Origin of the sequence: Shewanella sp. NKUCC06_TVS (genome assembly GCF_019345515.1) — a bacterium.
GTDB lineage: Bacteria > Pseudomonadota > Gammaproteobacteria > Enterobacterales > Shewanellaceae > Shewanella > Shewanella oncorhynchi.
This window is the reverse complement of the sequence record NZ_JAHKQX010000001.1, coordinates 131,986-152,601: the sequence shown is the minus strand read 5'-3', so window position 1 is coordinate 152,601 and position 20,616 is coordinate 131,986. Positions and strand designations below refer to the sequence as shown.

The following is a 20,616-nucleotide window of genomic DNA, read 5'->3' as shown; positions in this document are numbered from 1 at the left end:
AAGCCTTAAATATCGCTACTTAAAAACACTCCGCGATAGTTAAACCCTGATAGATGATCAGTCGTGAAAGCGGTCATTTGCACACTCACTGCGGGCTGACCGACCCTTTAGATAAAATGAATCATGACCCTTTTGAGTCATCAATTAATGAGTCACTCTGAAGAGAGAAGCCGCCAGTCCGCCAATAAGACGGACCGAGCAGGCATGTTGTTCACTTATGGCGTTAACTTGCGCCGTTAACCTGTCGCAGTACTTCTTTGTGTGGTTTGCCAAGCGTCGGCAACCACAACGGCGGAATCTGCTGGCACTAACATCTCAGCCTCTAAAATCATATCCGCGGCGCGCTCGGCCAACATGATGGTCGGCGCGTTCAAATTGCCGTTCGGGATAGTCGGGAAAATAGAAGAATCCACCACCCGTAAATTCTGCAAGCCGTGCACGCGGGTTTCAGGATCCACCACCGCCATCGCATCTGTGCCCATCTTGCACGAGCAAGAAGGATGATAAGCACTCTCAACCGATTGGCGCACAAAGGCATCGATTTGTGCATCGGTTTGCACTTGTATGCCGGGTTGAATTTCCTCACCGCGATACTCATCGAATGGTGCCTGATTGATGATCTCACGAGTCAAACGCACGCAGGCCCTAAAGCCTTCAATATCATCGGGATGCTGTAAATAATTGAACTGAATTTTGGGCGGCACTTTTGGATCTGCCGACACTAAGGTCACGGCACCACGACTTTTAGGCTTGTTATGGCCCACATGCACCTGAAACCCATGACCCGCAAAGGCTTCTTTGCCATCGTAACGCATAGCCGCAGGTAAAAAGTGGTACTGTAAATCTGGCCATTCCAGACCCGCTTTTGAGCGAATAAAACCACAGGACTCGAAGTGATTCGTAGCCCCTAAACCGGATCTATCTAAAATCCACCGAGCACCGATTAAGAACTTGCTGAAAGGATCTAACTTGCCATTGAGTGAAATCGGTTTAAGGCATTTGAATTGGAAATAAAACTCTAAATGATCCTGTAAATTCTGACCAACACCGGGCAACTCATGTTGTAACTCGACCCCTGCATCGGCCAATACTTGGGGATCGCCAATGCCTGATAATTGCAGTAAATGCGGCGAACCTATTGAGCCAGCAGCTAAAATCACGTCTTTGTTACAACGAATATCTTCAACTTTACCTTTGTGTTCAATGCGAACGCCAACAGCCGTTTGTCCTTCCAATAACACTTTATGCACTAAAGCGTGGGTCACAACCGTGAGGTTACGTCTAGCCATCGCTGGGCGTAAATAGGCATTGGCGGTTGACCAGCGTACGCCTTTTTTGACCGTCATATGCATAGGGCCAAAACCTTCTTGCTGCGCGGCATTATAATCGGCGGTCGATAAATACCCCGCCGCAATGCCCGCATCCACAAAGGCTTGGTATAAGGGATTTTGCATCTGGTTGCCGTTATTCACGCCTAACGGTCCAGACTCGCCGCGATACTCATCACCACCAAAGGCCCAGGTTTCCGCCTTCTTAAAGTACGGTAAGCAGTGGCTATAATCCCAATCGGTCGCCCCTTGCGCCTGCCACTCATCAAAGTCCCTAGCATGACCACGAACGTATACCATGCCATTGATCGACGATGAACCGCCAAGCACCTTGCCCCGAGGACAATGCATCTTGCGATTATCTAAATACGGCTCAGGCTGCGTCTCAAACTGCCAAGCATATTTAGGGCTGTTCATCGGAATTGATAACGCCGTCGGCATTTGAATAAAGATACTCTTATCACTGCCTCCGGTTTCTAATAACAGCACTTCGTTTTTAGGATCCTTTGACAAGCGATTGGCGAGCACACAACCCGCTGAGCCTGCGCCAACTATGATGTAGTTATAATATTTTTGCTCTAATGACTGAGTCAAAATGCCTCCTTAAAATGGGCTTTCTAAGGGCTGTAGACCCACATAAACGGCTTTAACTTGGGTGTAATGCTTGAGTGTCTCGCTACCGTTTTCACGGCCAATGCCCGACAACTTATAACCTCCCACGGGCATTTCGGCTGGCGAGGCGCCATAGGCATTGATCCAGCAAATACCCGCCTGTAACTGATGAATGACCCTATGAGCACGGCTGATATCTTGGGTAAACACCCCAGCGGCCAAGCCCATAGCGGTATTGTTTGCTCGAGCAATCACTTCGGCTTCATCTTTAAAGGTAAGCACGGACATTACAGGGCCAAAGATTTCTTCTTTACAGATGCGCATCTCGTCGGTGCAATCGGTGAAAATCGTCGGGGCGACGAAGTAACCATTGGGAGCATTTTCAGGTGTTAATGCTGTGCCACCGGTGAGCAGCGTTGCGCCGTCATCGATACCTTGCTGAATATAATCGAGCACTTTTTGCTGGTGATCTTTGGAGATCAAGGCGCCAAAGTTAGTCTCTGGCGCCATAGGATCGCCCACCACAATATTGGTTTGAGTACGCATAAGCAGTTTTTCGATAAAGCGTGGATAAACTGACTCATGGACAAACACCCGCGTCCCATTAGTACAGACTTCACCTTGGGTATAGAAGTTACCGAGCATGGCACCTGAAACGGCATTATCGATATCGGCATCATCAAATACGATAAGCGGTGATTTACCACCGAGTTCCATAGTGACGTCTTTTAATGAACTTGCCGCCGCGGCCATGACTTTTTTACCAGTACCGACCTCCCCCGTGAAAGACACTTTGGCAATATCTGGATGCCCCGTTAACCAAGCGCCAACCTTGCCGTCACCCATCACGACGTTAAATACGCCATCGGGCAAACCCGCCTCACTTAAGAGTTGCGCCAATTTCAGTGCGCCAAGCGGCGTTTCTTCCGAAGGTTTAAAAATCATCACATTGCCGCTAGCTAAGGCAGGTGCGGCCTTCCAACAGGCGATTTGCAATGGATAATTCCACGCGCCAATGCCAGCACAAATGCCTAAGGGCTCGCGGCGAGTGTAATAAAAATCTCCACCGACTTGCTGCTGTGCGCCTTCAAGCCCTGGGGCAATATGGGCGAAAAACTCAATGGCATCAGCGCCTGTGACCACATCAACCACTGAGGCTTCTTGCCAAGGTTTACCTGTATCGCACACTTCGATTGCCGCGAGTTCATCATTACGAGCGCGCAATAATGCGACCGCGTTTAACAGAATACGGCTGCGTTCAGTAGCACTCATGGCAGACCAAATCGCAAAGCCTTTTTTGGCGCTCTCGATGGCCGCTTGCTGAATTTTTTCATCGGCCACTTGCACTCGGTACGCCAATTGCCCTGTGGCAGGATTGACGACGTCGAAGGTTTCGCCGCTATCGTTTGCGAGCAACTGACCCGCAATAAAGTTGTATTGTACTTCTACTGACATGTTTTGACTCCATGCTGCTTTATCACATTGTGGATAAAGGTTTTGCATAATTTTTCGGCCTGAACAAAATCTTGCTCAGGGGTTTCACTTAAGGCGCTGCGTAACCAAAATCCATCGATCATCGCCGCCGTTTGCTCAGCAGCCATCAGGGCAAACTCTTTAGGCAACACGTGCCGAAAGGAAAAATGTAAGTTGCTGTATAAGCGGCGACTATTGATATTCTGCAAACGGGCTAACTGGGGATCGTGGACGGCCTGTGCCCAAAAACTCAGCCAAGTGTGAGTGACATTTCGTGAGCGCTGTAACTCGGTAAAATTCGCTTCAACTATCATCATTAAGCGCTCTGTTGGCGCCAACACTTGTCCTTGGATTCGATTGAGCAACGCCTGCTTTAACTGCTCGAGCAAGTGGCGTAGCGTCGCTTGGATCAAGCCCTGCTTACCACTGAAATAATGACTGATGATCCCCGACGACATCCCCGCCAACTGACTAATGCTGTTGATGGTCGTGTGCTGCAATCCATGCAAGGCAACCGATGCTAATGTCGCATCGATAAGCTGCTGTCTGCGTATCAATTTCATTGCGGCTTTAGGCATAAATACTCAAGGAATAACCACTCTCTCAATACTCTGAACGACGTTAATTGAACGTTCAATTAACAATCATGATAATGATTAGTGATGTAACTATCAACCTAAAATAGCACAGTGACAAAGCTCACAAGTTAGTTATGTAAAAAATAATTAATGTGTAAAAACAAGATAAATGTATAGATTTCTTTGACTTGCGGCCCTACCACAACCACAGCAGTACGCATAATTAATATTAGATATCAAACTAATTAACTGAAGTTAATGCTACGAATGAGAGTATTAATGAGGTTTAACCTCTGTTAGATTTAACAATTGAGCCGTCAAACTCTGGATAAGAAAGTGGGATAAAAAGCAAACGAAAAATGCACAGAAATGATGCATCACCAGGGGCGCTAACAACGCTAAAAAACCATATCGTACGCCAACACTAATACCCGTCATAAAAGTCCGAAATTTAGTTACCTAGTTCCAACTTTAGTGGGAAATTACCCTCAGATAAGCGCCGAACTCGATCAAGCTCACACTTTCACTACCTCCAAATTGGTAGCTTGATCACCAGAAAAGAACACAACTTAATCTTTACAAGCAAATAGGTGGATTTTATGGCTGCTAAATTTTTTATTCCTTCTGTCAACGTATTAGGCCAAGGCGCAGTGGATGATGCTATCGGTGACATCAAAACCTTAGGCTTTAAACACGCACTCATAGTGACAGATAAACCCTTAGTCAAGATTGGCTTAGTGGGTGAAGTGGCCGAAAAACTCGGTCAAAATGGCATTACCTCCACCATCTATGATGGCGTACAACCTAACCCAACCGTGACGAACGTCGAAGCGGGTTTAGCCCTGTTAAAAGCCAACAAGTGTGACTTTGTGATTTCACTCGGCGGCGGATCACCCCATGATTGCGCCAAGGGTATCGCCCTTGTTGCCACCAATGGCGGCAGCATTAAGGATTACGAAGGGTTAGATCAATCCGCAAAACCTCAGTTGCCGTTAGTGGCCATTAATACAACAGCAGGCACAGCCAGTGAAATGACGCGCTTCTGTATCATTACCGACGAAGCCCGACACATTAAAATGGCGATTGTCGATAAACACACCACGCCTTTGCTGTCGGTCAACGACCCTGAGCTCATGCTGAAAAAGCCTGCGAGCCTAACTGCCGCAACCGGTATGGATGCACTGACTCACGCGGTTGAAGCCTATGTGTCTATTGCAGCTAACCCGATCACCGACGCCTGTGCGATCAAGGCCATGGAATTGATTCAAGCTAACTTAGTCAACGCAGTTGAAAACGGTCAAGACATCAACGCCCGTGAACAAATGGCCTATGCCCAGTTCTTAGCGGGTATGGCGTTTAACAATGCCAGCTTAGGTTATGTGCATGCGATGGCGCACCAATTAGGCGGTTTCTACGATCTGCCCCACGGCGTGTGTAACGCCCTGCTGCTGCCCCATGTGCAGGAATATAACGCCCAGGTCGTCCCTGCGCGCTTAAAAGACATTGCCAAGGCTATGGGCGTGGATGTGTCTGCGATGACAGATGAACAAGGTGCCAGTGCGGCGATAGCGGCAATCAAAAAACTGTCTGTTGCGGTTAAGATCCCTGAAAACCTGACCTTATTAGGCGTGAAAGCGGAAGATATTCCAACACTTGCGGATAACGCGTTAAAAGATGCCTGTGGATTCACCAATCCAAAACAAGCGACCCATGCGGAGATCTGTCAGATCTTCACTAATGCGCTGTAATTGTGCGCTGTAAGCGCCATACCTTACCAATCGCAAGTTAGCACACAACAATCGTGCGCTAACTTGCTGGATAACGACTTATTGTCCTGCTAGTGCGTAAACACGACTTCATCCTCCAATGAATTCGTTTTAGGCTCCAATAGTGCACAGATTATTGCTGCACTATTGGGGCCTTTTTTACACCTGTATCAACAAGATGGTGAGGTAATACCAATCGTCTTAAATATCTGTTCATTCAGCGGGAGTTCAACGCGCTTTAGACAAGGCGAAGGCTTGAAGGCATAGTGGTGCTCTGTCGAAAGCCTTAAACGCAGTATAAAGCGCGTTGCCATGTAGTGAACATCAGCCGCCCTTCGGGAGCCACACAGGCATCCCACTCCCGTGTTGCATTGACTTAAAAGGGAATAACCATTTCTGCGTCAATGCGCCTTGGATTGAGATGCCTGTGAGGCTCTGAACTGATTAGATATTTAATGTGATTGGTATAAGTTACTATCTTAAAAATTGAGTAACAAAAACCAACATAAAACTCAGTGTCTATGCACCTTTGCACTGACAAAACACTCACAAATCAGCATATTCAAGAAGAAAGGATCTGAACCTAAAATATTCATAGCAAAATGATATAAAAAACGTGATCTCTGTGGGTTACAGACTGTTACAGATCCGATAAGATGGCCCCAGTTCGCTTTTTCCCTGCAAAAGATGAAGCCAGCTGAGAGGCCCGTTCTAACGAATGGGCCTCTGTCCATTCTGCCTTCTGCGTTTCCTCTGCGACAACTTATGCTGCCAGTTACCCGTATAGCTCCCATCAAAGTTTAATTAACCTATTTACTCCGCTGTTAACTCTTTTTATCAATAAGACTTACTGACGACCAAGTTGTTGCTTTATTAATCAGTAATTCAGCAAAAGCGAAACTTCACCCAAAACTGAGATCTAGCACAAAGTTATTGGCATAAAACTCATGCTAAATAGAGACATGACAGATTAAGTAAATGGTTAATTTTCATGCAGTAACTATCCTTCTCCGTCAAAAAACATCAAGGCTATATAGACTTAATTAATGATTGACCGAATTCAAAAACGATGCCTATGATGGCAACAATATCCTCGAACAGGTAGGTACGCTATGACTGCAATCACCCATGTATATAACTACACAGTTAGATGTCCACATTACAAAGATCCTGAACATCCCGTTACTTGGTTAAATCATATTGAAATGAACCAGTCCTGTGAGATCGCGTTAAATCGCATCACTAAATGGCACGAGCTTTCTGGGGAAAAAACCTTCGAAACGAATAAGTTTGTGGTTCGTAAAGCCGAAAATGAAGATGCTTACTTCTCAATGCAGAGTGACAGACTCAAAAATGACGGCCATGCCTTAGTCACCTTTAAAATCTTTTTAGACGATTGCTGTGACGATGCGGCGCCAGAAGAAATTATGCAGCACCTGATTGAAGACTATCAACAACGCTTAGCCAAACTCGAATAATCTTTGCAGTATTATTTAGCGACCTTAGACGCCAGTGCGCAAAACGCCACTGGCGTTTTTATTTGTCGAGTTCGATAACTCAACCCACGACGTCATTTAATGCTCTTAGTTTCACTCACTCGGTTGATACTCGAACAGAAGCATTGCAACAGCGACTCAGCAGATAATGTCGCCATAGCGTGATTCAGCTCAAGATCTGTTATATTGTCCCGAATGTCATTTAGCACAGTAAAAATGGCAAGGCCCAGTAAATTGAGTTACGAACTTAAATTGAGGATTGGCATCACAATGAATAAAGCGACGCTCATTATTATTCCTTTATTACTCGCTACATCCGCCTGTGCGGATTTAAAGGACGCAGGCCGTGCCATCGGCACAACGACTAAAGAAGTCACCACTGAGATAGGCCACGCGACTCGAGACACGACAAAAGCCATAGGTCATGCTTCACGCGATGCGGTCAAATCGGTAAAAGAAGATTTAACCAAAGACTAATGACAGTGACGCCTAGGCGTCACTGCTCATTTTAAGCATCTTATACATTTAAGCATCACGCATTTTAAGCGCTACGCCCCTTAAGCCGCATTCGCCCGAATACCATGGGGCACGGGCAATCCTTGAGCATTCACATGCACAAACACCATCTTATCTATACTCACCACTGGCGCCTGCGTCATCTTATTGCGTACTTGACAGCTCACGGTAATAGAACTGTGGCCAAGACTCACCAGCTCCAGACCAAACTCGATCACATCCCCTTGATGCGCTGGCGTCATAAAGTTGATTTCAGAAATCAGCTTAGTCACATGGCTCGTGCTCTTCATCTGACAGGCAGCAAAGATGGCGGCCTCCTCGTCTATCCAACTGAGCAACTGACCGCCAAACAGGGTATTTGCTGGATTTAAATGTTCAGGTTTAACTAAACGGCGACTGTAATATTTCATGGCGGTGACCTCAATATGAATGCCAATAATCAGCTTTAATGCACTGTAACTTCCCGTGATATTCAGAGCATTATTCAGGCCACATTTGATAGCTATTAAATAACAATGAGATAGCAATAAGCTGCTGTAAAATAATCCGATTATTGCACCAAGCCGTATCAGAGTTGCACCATATTAATCAGCGCAATAGTGAACCAATAAGCAAAAAAATAGCGACTCATAGAGTCGCCAAGCTAAGGCAAGCAAAAACTTACTGGGTAGGAAGTTAAGTCACAAAATTTGACTTAAAAACCCGCACAGCACATGTAGGCGAACTGCACGGGGGACAACAGCTGCAGAGCAGCTAAACACAGGCTTACGGGTAACACTCTTTCATACTCAACTCGAGATTTAAGCTGCAAGCTCGGTAACTCATCACAGTCCGCCCTTGCCCTCTATTTCGAGTTTTTAACCACGCCTCACCACATATATCAATGTAAGGCGTGCTGAGGAGTGATCCACAATCACAATGGATCATCCTAAGCGCTGCTTACTGCTTAAAACTGCTCTTCTTCGGTAGACCCAGTCAGTGCAGTCACTGATGAATGGCCACCTTGAATAACCGTAGTCACTTGGTCGAAATAACCTGTGCCCACTTCCTGTTGATGCGCGACGAAGGTGTAACCTTTCTTCGCTGCAGCAAACTCAACTTCTTGAACTTTCTCAACATAATGCTTCATACCTTCGCCACGAGCATAGTCATAAGCGAGGTCGAACATGTTGTACCACATGTTGTGGATGCCGGCTAAAGTGATGAACTGGTACTTGTAGCCCATGTCTGATAATGCTTGTTGGAAGCGCGCGATAGTGGCGTCGTCCAGATTTTTCTTCCAGTTGAACGAAGGCGAACAGTTGTAAGCAAGCAGCTGATCTGGGTACTGAGCATGAATCGCTTCAGCAAAAACACGCGCTTCTTCAAGATCCGGTTTTGCGGTTTCACACCAAATCAAATCCGCATACGGAGCATAAGCCAGACCACGAGAAATCGCTTGGTCAAGACCGGCTTTAACACGGTAGAAACCTTCATTGGTGCGCTCGCCAGTCACGAAATCACGATCGTATGGGTCGCAATCTGAAGTTAACAAATCGGCCGCGTTAGCATCGGTACGTGCGATAACCAGCGTATCGACACCGCTCACATCCGCCGCTAAACGTGCAGCAACCAGCTTTTGTACCGCTTCTTGGGTTGGCACTAATACTTTGCCGCCCATGTGGCCACATTTTTTCACTGAAGCTAACTGATCTTCAAAGTGAACACCGGCAGCGCCCGCGTCGATCATCGACTTCATCAGTTCGAAGGCATTTAATACGCCGCCAAAACCCGCTTCTGCATCAGCAATAATTGGCAGAAAGTAATCAACAAATTTTTCATCTTCTGGATTTACGCCATTGCCCCACTGAATTTGGTCGGCGCGACGGAATGAGTTATTGATGCGTGACACCACAGCTGGCACTGAGTTGGCAGGGTATAAAGATTGATCTGGGTACATAGTGCCGGCTAAGTTAGCATCGGCTGCCACTTGCCAACCTGAAAGGTAAATCGCTTCGATACCCGCTTTCGCCTGTTGTACCGCTTGACCACCCGTTAACGCACCCAATGAATTCACATAGCCTTTTTTAGCGCCACCGTTAACCAATTCCCATAACTTAGCAGCACCGCGCTTAGCGATAGTATTCTCAGGCACGATTGAACCGCGAAGCGCAACCACTTCTTCTGCGGTATAAGGACGACGCACGTTTTTCCAACGTGGGTTTTCTGCCCAATCTCTCTTGATTGCATCAATCTGCTCTTGACGTGAAGTCTGAGTCGTTGCCTTAGTCATAGTGTCGCTCCTTTATCTTTGATGTTGTAGCTATCATGAAACTGCCCCCCAGTTTCACTCTGCTAAATTGTTTGGTTGACGGTAGCCCCGCCACAGCTAAATCTGGTTTACCTAAAACGGTTCAAGCAAATGAGTTCATTCTAAGCTGTCAGCATTTCGTAACCGGGTAAGGTTAAGAAATCGACCAGCTCGTCGGAAGTGGTAATGTCTTCGAGCAACACCGCCGCTTGAGTGAATTTGCCATGGGTGAATCTGTCGCTACCCACTTCTTTTTTCACGTTCGACAGCTCTTCAACCAACATGTCTTTAAAGAGTTGCTTGGTCACGAGTTTGCCGTTTGATAGCGACTTACCATGTTGGATCCATTGCCAAATTGAGGCTCTAGAAATCTCAGCCGTAGCCGCATCTTCCATTAAGCCGTAAATAGGTACGCAACCGTTGCCGCTGATCCAAGCCTCTAAATACTGCAGTGCGATACGAATGTTCAGACGCATCCCCTGTTCGGTGCGCTCACCGTCGCAGGTTTTAAGCAGTTCGCTAGCCAGAATAGGCGCATCGACATCACGGGTAATATGCAATTGATTACAGTGATCTTGGCCTATATATTCGTTGAAAATACCCATAGCGGTATCGGCAAGGCCAGGGTGCGCGACCCAAGTGCCATCGTGGCCGTTACGCGCCTCCAGTTCTTTATCTCGACGAACTCGCTGCAATACCGCTTCGTTCTGAACCGGATCTTTAGCTGGAATAAAGGCCGCCATGCCGCCCATCGCTAACGCACCGCGTTTGTGGCAGGTCTTAATCAAGAGTCTTGAATAAGCGCTTAAGAAAGGCGTATCCATAGTGACGGCTTGGCGATCCGGTAAGACTCGGTCGCTATGACGCTTTAATGTTTTGATATAGCTGAAGATGTAATCCCAGCGACCACAGTTCAGCGCGACGATATTGGAACGCAGCTCATAGAGGATTTCGTCCATTTCGAACACGGCCGGTAACGTCTCGATCAGGCAAGTACATTTAATCGTGCCCGCTTGCAGACAAAACCTTTCCTCAACAAAAGCAAATACTTTTGCCCACCAGCGCGCTTCAACATGACTTTCTAACTTAGGAATATAAAAGTATGGACCACTGCCCTTGGCCAAAAGTTGGCGATAGTTGTGGTAGAAATACAGTGCGAAATCAAACAGTGAGCCAGGAATCGCTTTGCCATTAAACTGTACGTGTTTTTCTTTAAGGTGCAGACCACGAACGCGGCAGATAAGCACTGCCGGATTTGGTCCTAATTTATAGTGCTTACCCGTGTCCGGTGCTGTGTACTCAATATCACCACGCACGGCATCACGTAGATTGATTTGACCTTCGACGACTTTTTCCCAGCTTGGTGCTAAGGAATCTTCAAAGTCGGCCATAAACACTTTGGCATTGGCGTTGAGTGCGTTAATCACCATCTTACGTTCAACGGGACCTGTGATTTCTACGCGGCGGTCAAGCAAGTCATCGGGAATACCGCGAATTTGCCATGCACCATCACGAATAGCTCGGGTTTCAGGCAGAAAGTCTGGTAATGATCCTTTATCGATACGCGCTTGCTTATCTTTACGTTTAGCGAGTAAGGCGGGTACTTCGTCGGCAAATTCACGACAAAGGGATTCGAGTAAGGCGACAGCCCCTTCGGTAAATATGACTTCTTGGCCTGGAATGTCACGACCCACAATATTAAGCGTGGCGTTTGCTGTAGCTTTACCCAGTGTCGAATTCAATTGCTGTTCACTCAAAGTGTGTTCCGTCATCTTGATGCCCTCCCAAGAGGCTCCACTATCACAGGCTTAGCGCTGACATATAAAGCAGTAGCATCCCCAATCACCACAGCTTATAAACTCACCAAAAAACCATCAAATGTTTGTTTCGAACTAAAACTTACCGACAAACGTTTGTATTTGCAACAGTCCAAGATTGACAAAAACATGCATTAACCTAAGTAAAAACCATGCTAAAATTGGTCTGACCAAGCAAGAAAATTAACGACAAATAACTGACAAATATGCAATTAAACATTTTAATCACATATGACAATTGCAGTTAAATGAAACTTGTCAGACAACTTTACCAATCAATACACAAAGTAATTAATTACGTAATTAAATAACTAAGAGTAAATTTATTATTACATCATTTTTACTCTATTAGACCTAAGTAGAAAATGCTCAATGTTTTGAACTAACCTAGAGGTAAGTCAGATAAATTCATATGAATCATAATGATAAAGACTGTTGCTATTGCTACAAATTAAAACGACCGTTTTATTTTGACGTTTACGTAAACGAAATAAGTGTCGTGTGCGATTCAAACTAAGTACCAGGTTGCGTTTCCCGATCAACAAGGTGGGATGTGATGGTTAACTCAAAAAATAAATCACTTTTTTATAAAAAAAATGAAACAAATTTGACATTACAGCGGGATGGAGCTTAGACGCGACTTTTTATGAAGCTTTTCTCCTGCGAGAACCCATACCTTACTTCCTCAAATACATGCCTTTTCGTAACACTTATTCGCAGCACTGCACATTTCAACCACGACATCTGAAACATATGTTGCCAACTTAAATGCAAATCATTACTATTCGCGACCTATTTATTTGGGGGAACCATTAATGAAATCATTTCGTTTGTCACTAACTGCACTCGCCTGCCTTTCCGTTTTATCGCAAACTGCATCCGCCGAAGCTAACTCGGTATCAGCAAATACTGAAGCCAACGTTGAGCGCATCACGGTTTATGGCAGACAAAACTCAGTGGTGAAAAATTCAGGGCTAGCGACTAAATCCGACATGTCTCTCATGGAAACACCCGCTGCAGTTGTAATTGTTGACCAAGAACTGATCGAAACCCAAGGTACAGATAATCTGCAAGACTTGATCCGTAACATCAGTGGTGTGACTCAAGCGGGTAATAACTATGGCATCGGTGACAACATAGTCATCCGTGGTTTAGGCGCAAATTACACCTATGACGGTATGTATGGCGGTGCTGGCCTTGGTAACACTTTCAACCCCACGCGCTCTTTAACCAACGTTGAATCCGTAGAAGTATTAAAAGGCCCAGCGACTGGACTCTATGGCATGGGGAGTGCTGGCGGCGTCATCAATTTAATTGAGAAAAAACCGCAATTCGAGTCAAAAAACAAATTTACCGCCGAAGTTGGGCAATGGGATACCTACTCCCTTGCTCTGGATAGCACGGGCGCCCTGAATGATGATGTCGCCTACCGTTTAGTGGCAAAATCCGGCCGCAGTGATGGGTATCGCGATATAGGTACAGACAGAGACGAAATCTATGGCGCCTTAAAATGGGTATTAAGTGATAGCCAAGATGTAATGCTTTCAGGTGCTTATATCAAAGATGCTATTGCCGTTGACTCTATTGGCCACCCGATTCGAATTTACAATGCCGATTCAGTCGGCGGTAAGAGCGCGGGAGAGGTCACTTGGCAGGATTTGATCAACGATCCAAGTGGTAAGGGTTTACAACTGACCGATGCACAGCGTCAGCAGCTAGCGGCCTCGTTGTCGGGCGCTGACGGCTTAAGGCCCTATTCGTTTGGTGATGCAGGGCTGATTTCACCCATGGCGAAGGACAATGAAGGCGAAGAGTTAAGATTTAAACTAACCCACAATATTTACTTCAACGATAGTCTGTTTCTTAATCAGCAATTACAGTATCGCGACTACACTTCAGGCTTCGCCCGCCAAACAGGTGCTTATAACTACGTCTACTGGAAACAAGGCAAAAACCCGATCAACACTGATCCCCGCGCGCCTTTAGTTGAAAACGGCGTGCTTTATCCTTTTGCTGCAAGACGTCAGGAATACCGTAAAGTGGATGCCGACGAGACTTCGTGGCAGTACTTTGCCGATTTACGTTATGACTTCCAAATTGGCAATATAGACAATGAATTATTGGTCAATGCCAACTATGAAGACCGTAATATTCGCTTCCAGCAATATTCTATCTACGATGCGGATCAAATCTTTAAAAACAAAGATGGCAAAATCATTTACCAAGGATCTCTGCCTTATATATACGACATCCGCAATCCTAATTGGGGCACAGGTAAATTCGAGGACTATGACCCACTCAAAACCGCTAACTATGACAAAAAAGTCAGCGCTTGGGGCGTAGGCTTACAACATGTCAGTTATCTGCCATACGGCTTTACCACGCGTATTGGTGTTGCCTTTAATGAGATTAAACAAGCCTATGAGCACTTTGGTGTTGATCCACGCTATAGCACTAGCCAATCCCAAGCGACACCAGAAGCCGATACCACAGATAACGGTATGACCTATAACCTAGGGTTAACCTACATGCCGATTGAGGATTTATCATTTTTCATCAACCATTCTAAAGGGCGAACCGCTTACAGTGTACTTGATGCAGTAAAAGATAATGCTACCGACCGAGATGATTCAGAATCAATTAGCAATGATCTAGGTATGCGCTTTAAAGCATTTGAGGATCAATTACTTGGCTCACTGGTATTCTTTAAAAGCTCGCGTACTAATGTCGCCTATAACAACCCTGATTATACCAATGGCATATTAACCCCTAATATTCCCGTGTATTTTTACGATGGCAGCGAAGATACTCAGGGGGTCGAACTCGATCTCAATGCCCACCTGAATGATCAATGGCGCGTTAACCTTAATGGCATGTACCAAGATGCAAGGGATAAGCAAAACCCGAATGACGTCGCAAATTACGACAGCCGTCAAAAAGGTGTGCCTTATGTCACTGCCAGTGCTTGGGTTACCTATGGCGCGGATTGGTTTAGATTATCAAGCCCAATCGAGCTGAGCCTTGGTGCAAAATTTGTCGATGATCGCAGTACGCACTCAAGCTCATTTGGTATTCCAGACGGTTACGTGCCTAGCTATACCGTCGTTGACTCGGCAGTGAGCTACAACGCGGATTCTTGGAAAATCCAGCTGAACATTAATAACCTTTTCAATAAAGACTATTACAGTAAAGCCATGTTCCTCGGAGGTATGCCGGGTGAAGAACGCAACGTCAAACTGCAATACAGCTATAGCTTTTAACACCTAAACATCAGCGTTAAATTTGATGTTGTAAACCAATAAAAAAGAGAGCATTTATGCTCTCTTTTTATATCCAAATCAGAGTGACAACATTAGCTCACATTCTCCCTATCGCCACGCATGAGGGATTCCAACTCTGCCTTACCCTTATTCGATAAATTGATTAACGTCGCTAAATCATTTTGATGAGCCGCACTCGCAATCACCAGTTTCTTATCATGTTCAGCAAAGATTTTTACCCGCTCGTTGGCTTGTACCTGCGATAAACCTAGGCCTTGGAGAATCTTCTCACTGGCCGATAGCGCCGAACCAAAGGTCTCACGAAACACATCCGTCACCCCAAGGCTCATCAAACGATAAGCATGGTTACGGTCCCTCGCCCGCGCGACTATGTTGATATGGGGAAAATGCGTTTTCACTTGCTGAGCAATTTCAATGGAATCCTCAACACTGTCAACGGCCAACAATAATAAACGCGAGCGCGCGATCCCCGCCGACATCAACATGTCTAAGCGTCTGGCATCACCAAAATACACTTCACCACCGTATTTACGAATAACCTCCACATGACTCGCATCCTTATCCAAGGCGACAAAAGGGATACCTGATGAGGCCAAAATACGCCCCGTGATCTGGCCTACTCGACCAAATCCAGCAATCACCACTTCAGATTCGGTGACATTAATCGTATCTGGCAGACGAGTATCCACCACTTTGGCTTTAGTTGCTCGGAACAAAGTAAACAATAGAGGCGTTACTGCCATAGACAAACCAATAGCAAGCACAAGGACTTGCGCAATTTTATCGCCGACAATACCAGATAGCTGCGCCTGAGATAAAAGCACAAAGGCAAATTCGCCCCCTTCAGCAAGGATCAAACCTAGTGCAATACTAGGCCGCCATTTGTGGTGCCGAATGCGACCCAACACCATAAGCACAAAGGTTTTAATCAGCAACATAGCCATTAAAATACCCAGAATAAGTAACGGATCAGATATCAATAATTTCAAATCCATACTCATACCGACAGCCATAAAAAACAGCCCAAGCAATAAGCCTTTAAAAGGTTCTATGTCAGTTTCGAGCTGGTGCCGATAACTTGAGTTAGCGAGCATAATACCCGCCAAAAATGCCCCCATGCCCGCAGAAAGTCCCAACCACTCCATTAACTCAGCGCTACCCATGACCAGCAATAATGCAAAAGCGGTGAGCACTTCACGCACCCCACTGCTTGCCACTAGTTTAAGGAATTTAGGCAGTAAATATTTCCCCACTAACACAAAACCAACGAGCGCAAGACACGTCCAGTACCAAGGCACGGCATGATGTTCAATCTGAGCAGAATTGGGCGCCAAATATGCTGTCAGCAGCAACATAGGGATAACCGCAAGATCTTGCATTAACAAGACCCCAAAAGCATCACGTCCAAGTGGGGTTGTAAGCAACCTATGCTCACTCATTAACTGCACGGCAAAGGCTGTCGATGATAAAGATAGCGCGGCGCCAACCACTAAAGCCGCCTCAATAGACAAGCCAAAGCCCCAAGCCAAACCTCCAATCGCAGCCCATGACAACAACAGCTGACCACTGCCTAAACCAAAGATAGCACTGCGAAGTTCCCATAATTTACTTGGATTCAATTCGAGTCCAAGTACAAACAGCATAAGTACCACACCTAACTCGGCAAAATGCAACACGGCTGCAGGATCAGAAACCAACGCCATACCACCTGGGCCTAAAATAATCCCTGCGGCCAAATAGGAAAGAATAGGGCCCGCGCCAAAACGTTTACCCAAGGGAACAAAAATAACCGCCGCCAATAAAAATAGCAGCACCGACGTGAGTAAACTCGACTGTTCCATGAAGGCTCCAACGGAAAAAGGAATGCGCATTGTTCTATGTAAGGACCCAGCAATAGCTAGGCAATTATCAGCTATGATATCCCATTTATTTATTAACAAGGTCAAGGCAATTCATTAAAAATAAGAAATTTTTGATACGAAAAACACTTAAGCGTGGGGGGAAATCAACTGGAGCAACAAAGCAGAGTAAAAGAGCGCTTAGAGACACCTTAGACTGTTATTGCATTTTAGTGAGTGGCTGCAAAATAAAAAACGAGCAATAAACTAAGGAAGGATAAAACCAGTAAGGGCTTGCCAACTCTGGATGAGACTAAATGCTCACTCGACTTGCATTACACAGAGGGCGATGCGATATGACGCCGTAAATCAGTTGCCTGCTTGTCACATTTTAATATGTCAGAATAGCGTACTACGGTGTTGCGGCCATTGGCCTTAGCGGCATAGAGCGCCATGTCGGCTCGGTGAAATAATGGATCCAAACTCAGATCATCAGCCATTAAACCGCTCACGCCAAAACTCGCCGTTATGACGAACTTATGCCCTGAATGTTGGGTATCAATGGCCTCGATACGAGCTCGACATTGCTCCGCCACTTCCATGCCTTTCTCTTCATCGGCATAGGGTAATAAAATTGCAAACTCCTCACCGCCGATACGAGCAAAAACATCACCATTTCGGATATGAGATTTAAGGGAGTCAACCACCTTTTTAAGCGCCCAATCGCCAGTTCCATGACCAAAAGAATCGTTGATGCGTTTGAAGAAATCTAAATCGAATAAAATGACACAGAAATCCCCGCTACGAGCCGTGGCTTGCACAAAAAGGTTTTCTCCCAACTCTTGCCCTGCACCACGATTCAATATGCCTGTTAAGGCATCCATTCTCGCCATACGCATAAACTTACGTTTCTGCATCTGACCTACGGCTAACAAAATCCCAAGAAAGAACAGCCCACCCACTAGAATAGTGATAAACATCAGCATATTGGTGTATTCCCGCTCTTTTACCATTTGCTGAGCGATGTAAAGTTCACGCTCTTTATTGAGTAAATTGATTTCACGCGACTGTTCATCAGCATTAAACTTAGCCGCCTGATAAGCGAGGGTTTTCATTCTAGATTGGTCAAAAATCAATTGATTATAATATTGTTCTTTTCTTTTGTATTCATAGGCTTGCTCAAATTGTTTATCCGCCACCATCAGTTCGGCAAATACCTTATATGCAATATGCTTATGTTCGATGTAGCTATTATCATCGGGGAATGAAAGCACTTTAACGGCGTGACTTTTCGCTTGAACCTGCTCACCCATGGCAAAGTAATTCTCGGCAAGTAGTGCATGCACATGGCTGATTTCTAACTGAAATTGAAAAGCTTCATACCCTTTTAAAGCTAATAGCAGAATCGCTCTCGCACCTAAAAAGTCGCCCCGCTCCTGCAAAACCATAGCTTTGCCTTTCATCGACATAGTCGCCAAAAGGGGGAATTGCTTCGCATCACAGTATTGACGGCTATCTTCGAAGGCATCGAAGGCGTCGGGATTTTTCACGCCGAGTAAATAAATAGCGCGCAGCAATTTAGCATGGCAAATATCGCGGACATCGGTTTCCTTTGCGAGTTGTAACACCTTATTGGCATAAAGGCCCATATCGCTATAAGCGTCCATTTCGGAATAAATATTGGCAATTCTTAGATATGAGTGCCGTTTAATCGTGACATCATCAATATTCACCACTAGGGCTAATGCTTGAGCGACTGCAGCCAAGGCTTTGTCATAGTCACGCAGACCTATATATATCGTGGCTTTGTAACTATAAACTGACGCTAATAAATCAGTATTTGTCACTAAGGTTTCGGCTTGGTGAAGATCATCTAACGCTTTAGTATATTCACCGATGAAAAAATAACCTATCGCTCTATCTATCCTCAGTCGTCCTTGTTGTATTGTAGTTAAACGACTGAATTCTTTCTCATATTCGGCAAGCTTTTTCTGCGCAGCACTAAGATCAGATTGCAGTAATACATCAAGCTCATTGAGTGCCTGATCAAAATCGAGAGAGTTAGCCATCAAAGCTGTCGAACACAAGGCGAAGATGGCTAATAGGGCACAACGTAACCGTTTCAAGATTAGTTAATTATTACCATGATTGACTAAAATAAATGTTTGATAATTTTGGTCGCCACTCAAAACTTTTAGTTTTGTCATATCCCCTGTCATTACAGCGCTAATTTCTTCATCAGTTAACCCATGGGCACGCATAATGGCCTCAGGGTCCTGTTGATACGCTTCCATCAGTTGTGCATCTTGGCCTAACTGGGTAAAAAAATCGGATAATGCAGACATACCTTTCCTTATTTATATAATGACTCCCGAATTCAGCTCAGAAGTACAGCACTCACAATTAGCCTAAATCTTCAGGTCTAATGCCTAATTTAGTTAAAATAGCATAGTTGTATTCGAGTTTTTTTGCTGGCGGGATCAGTAACGTACTGATCGGAGACAAGTTTGCCTCGGGTAGCTTACTCAACGGCAAATACTCAATTCTAGGGGCTTGAACTGGCAGATTAGCAGCTTCGTAGATCACCACTTGATGATCTCGCGGATACCATTGATTCAGTTGTTCAACCAAAATCTGCAGCCTGTCACTCGTAGTATGGAACTGAGTTAAGGTATGTTCACCAGCAATCGCAATTTGCCATAACAATAAATGGGTTGTCGGATCGGGCACATGATTAAAAAACATAAACTGGCTAGCTTCAAAACTTTGATGCCCAGAGCTACCGGGGTCAATACCCAGATCAGCCCATAAACACGCCTCGGCCGAAATCCCCGGCTCCATCTTCGCTGAAAACCCTTCTGCCCTCGCCCGCGTAATCGCCATATGGGAAACACAGGCAAAGACTCCAGGATGACCATAGAGCGCACAAACGGTTTTTTTGCCAGCCTTCACGGCCTCCAATATAGAATTAACCATTTGTTCGTAGGTTTCTCGGCGATTTTTAACTTCACCATTTTGTGCATAAAACGGCTGTAAATTGATGACATTGGGATTAATGTTCTGGATCCAACGCTGCGAAAAACCATCGGGCAAGAGTGAAAACACGACATCAGCGTGCTCAATATAACTACGACTAATCACACTGACCTGTCCGGCCAGTTGTAAACCCGTACCTACGCAAACTAAAGAACCCAATGCATCTATCCCACTATTTTATTTCGAAGACTGCAAACTCACGGTAAAAAGACACAGAACAAGAACACAATAAAAACATATCGGTAACTTTAATCTGATTTTAATGAGATTACTATGTTTATCGCCACACATACTGTCTATCGACTTGCTAACTAATTGTTTGGCTTTAAAGAAGAAATCGCTCACATTTACTCTTTTCCCAATCCAGCCAACAGTAAACCTGTACGACTTTGAAGCCTAAAATCATACTCATAGTCCCATATGAATTCAGCGAATAAATATCCTTAAAGATTGAGAACTAAAGCCGACATACTGGGTCGAAAAGTCACACAATTCGATCTATGACGGCAGCAAAGCCCGATTGCCCTTGTCATGAGGGGGAATGCTTGGGTATTATGGCCGCCAGATTTTCAGAAGTAGCGCATA

14 protein-coding genes are annotated in these 20,616 nt (G+C 45.3%); 4 read left to right on the top strand and 10 right to left on the bottom strand.

What is annotated here, in order from left to right; all coding sequences use genetic code 11:
• Positions 1-236: 236 nt before the first annotated feature.
• Genes betA through betI form a run of 3 tightly spaced genes read right to left on the bottom strand, consistent with a single transcriptional unit; the run spans position 237 to position 3,991 of the window.
• On the bottom strand, positions 237-1,922 hold the full coding sequence (gene betA / locus KO531_RS00650) for a choline dehydrogenase (RefSeq protein ID WP_219250118.1): 1,686 nt from the start codon (positions 1,920-1,922) through the stop codon (positions 237-239).
• 9 nt (positions 1,923-1,931) lie between these two features.
• Complete coding sequence (betB, locus tag KO531_RS00645; RefSeq protein ID WP_219250117.1) at positions 1,932-3,395, bottom strand: betaine-aldehyde dehydrogenase; 1,464 nt, start codon at positions 3,393-3,395, stop codon at positions 1,932-1,934.
• Positions 3,386-3,991, bottom strand: a complete 606-nt coding sequence (gene betI, locus KO531_RS00640; RefSeq protein WP_006080847.1) for a transcriptional regulator BetI — start codon at positions 3,989-3,991, stop codon at positions 3,386-3,388. The genes betB and betI overlap by 10 nt, the downstream gene beginning before the upstream one ends.
• A gap of 599 nt (positions 3,992-4,590) precedes the next feature.
• Between betI and yiaY the strand changes: the two genes are divergently transcribed.
• The 3 genes from yiaY to KO531_RS00625 all read left to right on the top strand — a co-directional run bounded on the left by yiaY (position 4,591) and on the right by KO531_RS00625 (position 7,730).
• Positions 4,591-5,739, top strand: coding sequence for an L-threonine dehydrogenase (gene yiaY / locus KO531_RS00635; RefSeq protein ID WP_028760717.1), 1,149 nt, complete (start codon positions 4,591-4,593; stop codon positions 5,737-5,739).
• Between the two features lie 1,130 nt (positions 5,740-6,869).
• On the top strand, positions 6,870-7,235 hold the full coding sequence (locus KO531_RS00630; RefSeq protein ID WP_028760718.1) for a hypothetical protein: 366 nt from the start codon (positions 6,870-6,872) through the stop codon (positions 7,233-7,235).
• A 288-nt stretch (positions 7,236-7,523) separates the two neighbouring features.
• The gene (locus tag KO531_RS00625; protein ID WP_028760719.1) at positions 7,524-7,730 is read left to right on the top strand and encodes a hypothetical protein; all 207 of its coding nucleotides are present in this window, start codon (positions 7,524-7,526) and stop codon (positions 7,728-7,730) included.
• An 80-nt stretch (positions 7,731-7,810) separates the two neighbouring features.
• Here the strand turns inward: KO531_RS00625 and KO531_RS00620 are convergent, their stop codons facing one another.
• The 3 genes from KO531_RS00620 to aceB all read right to left on the bottom strand — a co-directional run bounded on the left by KO531_RS00620 (position 7,811) and on the right by aceB (position 11,831).
• Positions 7,811-8,179 carry a hotdog domain-containing protein gene (locus tag KO531_RS00620; protein ID WP_006080843.1) on the bottom strand — a complete coding sequence of 123 codons (369 nt, stop codon included), beginning with the start codon at positions 8,177-8,179 and terminating at the stop codon, positions 7,811-7,813.
• A 536-nt stretch (positions 8,180-8,715) separates the two neighbouring features.
• Positions 8,716-10,041: an isocitrate lyase gene (aceA, locus tag KO531_RS00615; RefSeq protein WP_006080842.1), complete on the bottom strand. Its 1,326-nt coding sequence runs from the start codon at positions 10,039-10,041 to the stop codon at positions 8,716-8,718.
• A gap of 140 nt (positions 10,042-10,181) precedes the next feature.
• On the bottom strand, positions 10,182-11,831 hold the full coding sequence (gene aceB / locus KO531_RS00610; RefSeq protein ID WP_012588216.1) for a malate synthase A: 1,650 nt from the start codon (positions 11,829-11,831) through the stop codon (positions 10,182-10,184).
• Positions 11,832-12,691: 860 nt separating this feature from the next.
• On the opposite strand from aceB, the gene KO531_RS00605 reads away from it, so the two are divergent.
• Entirely contained in the window at positions 12,692-15,136 is a 2,445-nt protein-coding gene (locus tag KO531_RS00605; protein ID WP_219250116.1) for a TonB-dependent receptor, read from the top strand.
• A 92-nt stretch (positions 15,137-15,228) separates the two neighbouring features.
• Here the strand turns inward: KO531_RS00605 and KO531_RS00600 are convergent, their stop codons facing one another.
• The 4 genes from KO531_RS00600 to KO531_RS00585 form a co-directional block, all read right to left on the bottom strand.
• On the bottom strand, positions 15,229-16,998 hold the full coding sequence (locus KO531_RS00600) for a monovalent cation:proton antiporter-2 (CPA2) family protein (protein ID WP_219250115.1): 1,770 nt from the start codon (positions 16,996-16,998) through the stop codon (positions 15,229-15,231).
• A gap of 332 nt (positions 16,999-17,330) precedes the next feature.
• Entirely contained in the window at positions 17,331-19,064 is a 1,734-nt protein-coding gene (locus tag KO531_RS00595) for a GGDEF domain-containing protein (RefSeq protein ID WP_219250260.1), read from the bottom strand.
• Between the two features lie 63 nt (positions 19,065-19,127).
• Entirely contained in the window at positions 19,128-19,340 is a 213-nt protein-coding gene (locus KO531_RS00590) for a hypothetical protein (protein WP_219250114.1), read from the bottom strand.
• Between the two features lie 58 nt (positions 19,341-19,398).
• Complete coding sequence (locus tag KO531_RS00585; RefSeq protein ID WP_219250113.1) at positions 19,399-20,190, bottom strand: SAM-dependent methyltransferase; 792 nt, start codon at positions 20,188-20,190, stop codon at positions 19,399-19,401.
• Positions 20,191-20,616: the final 426 nt, after the last annotated feature.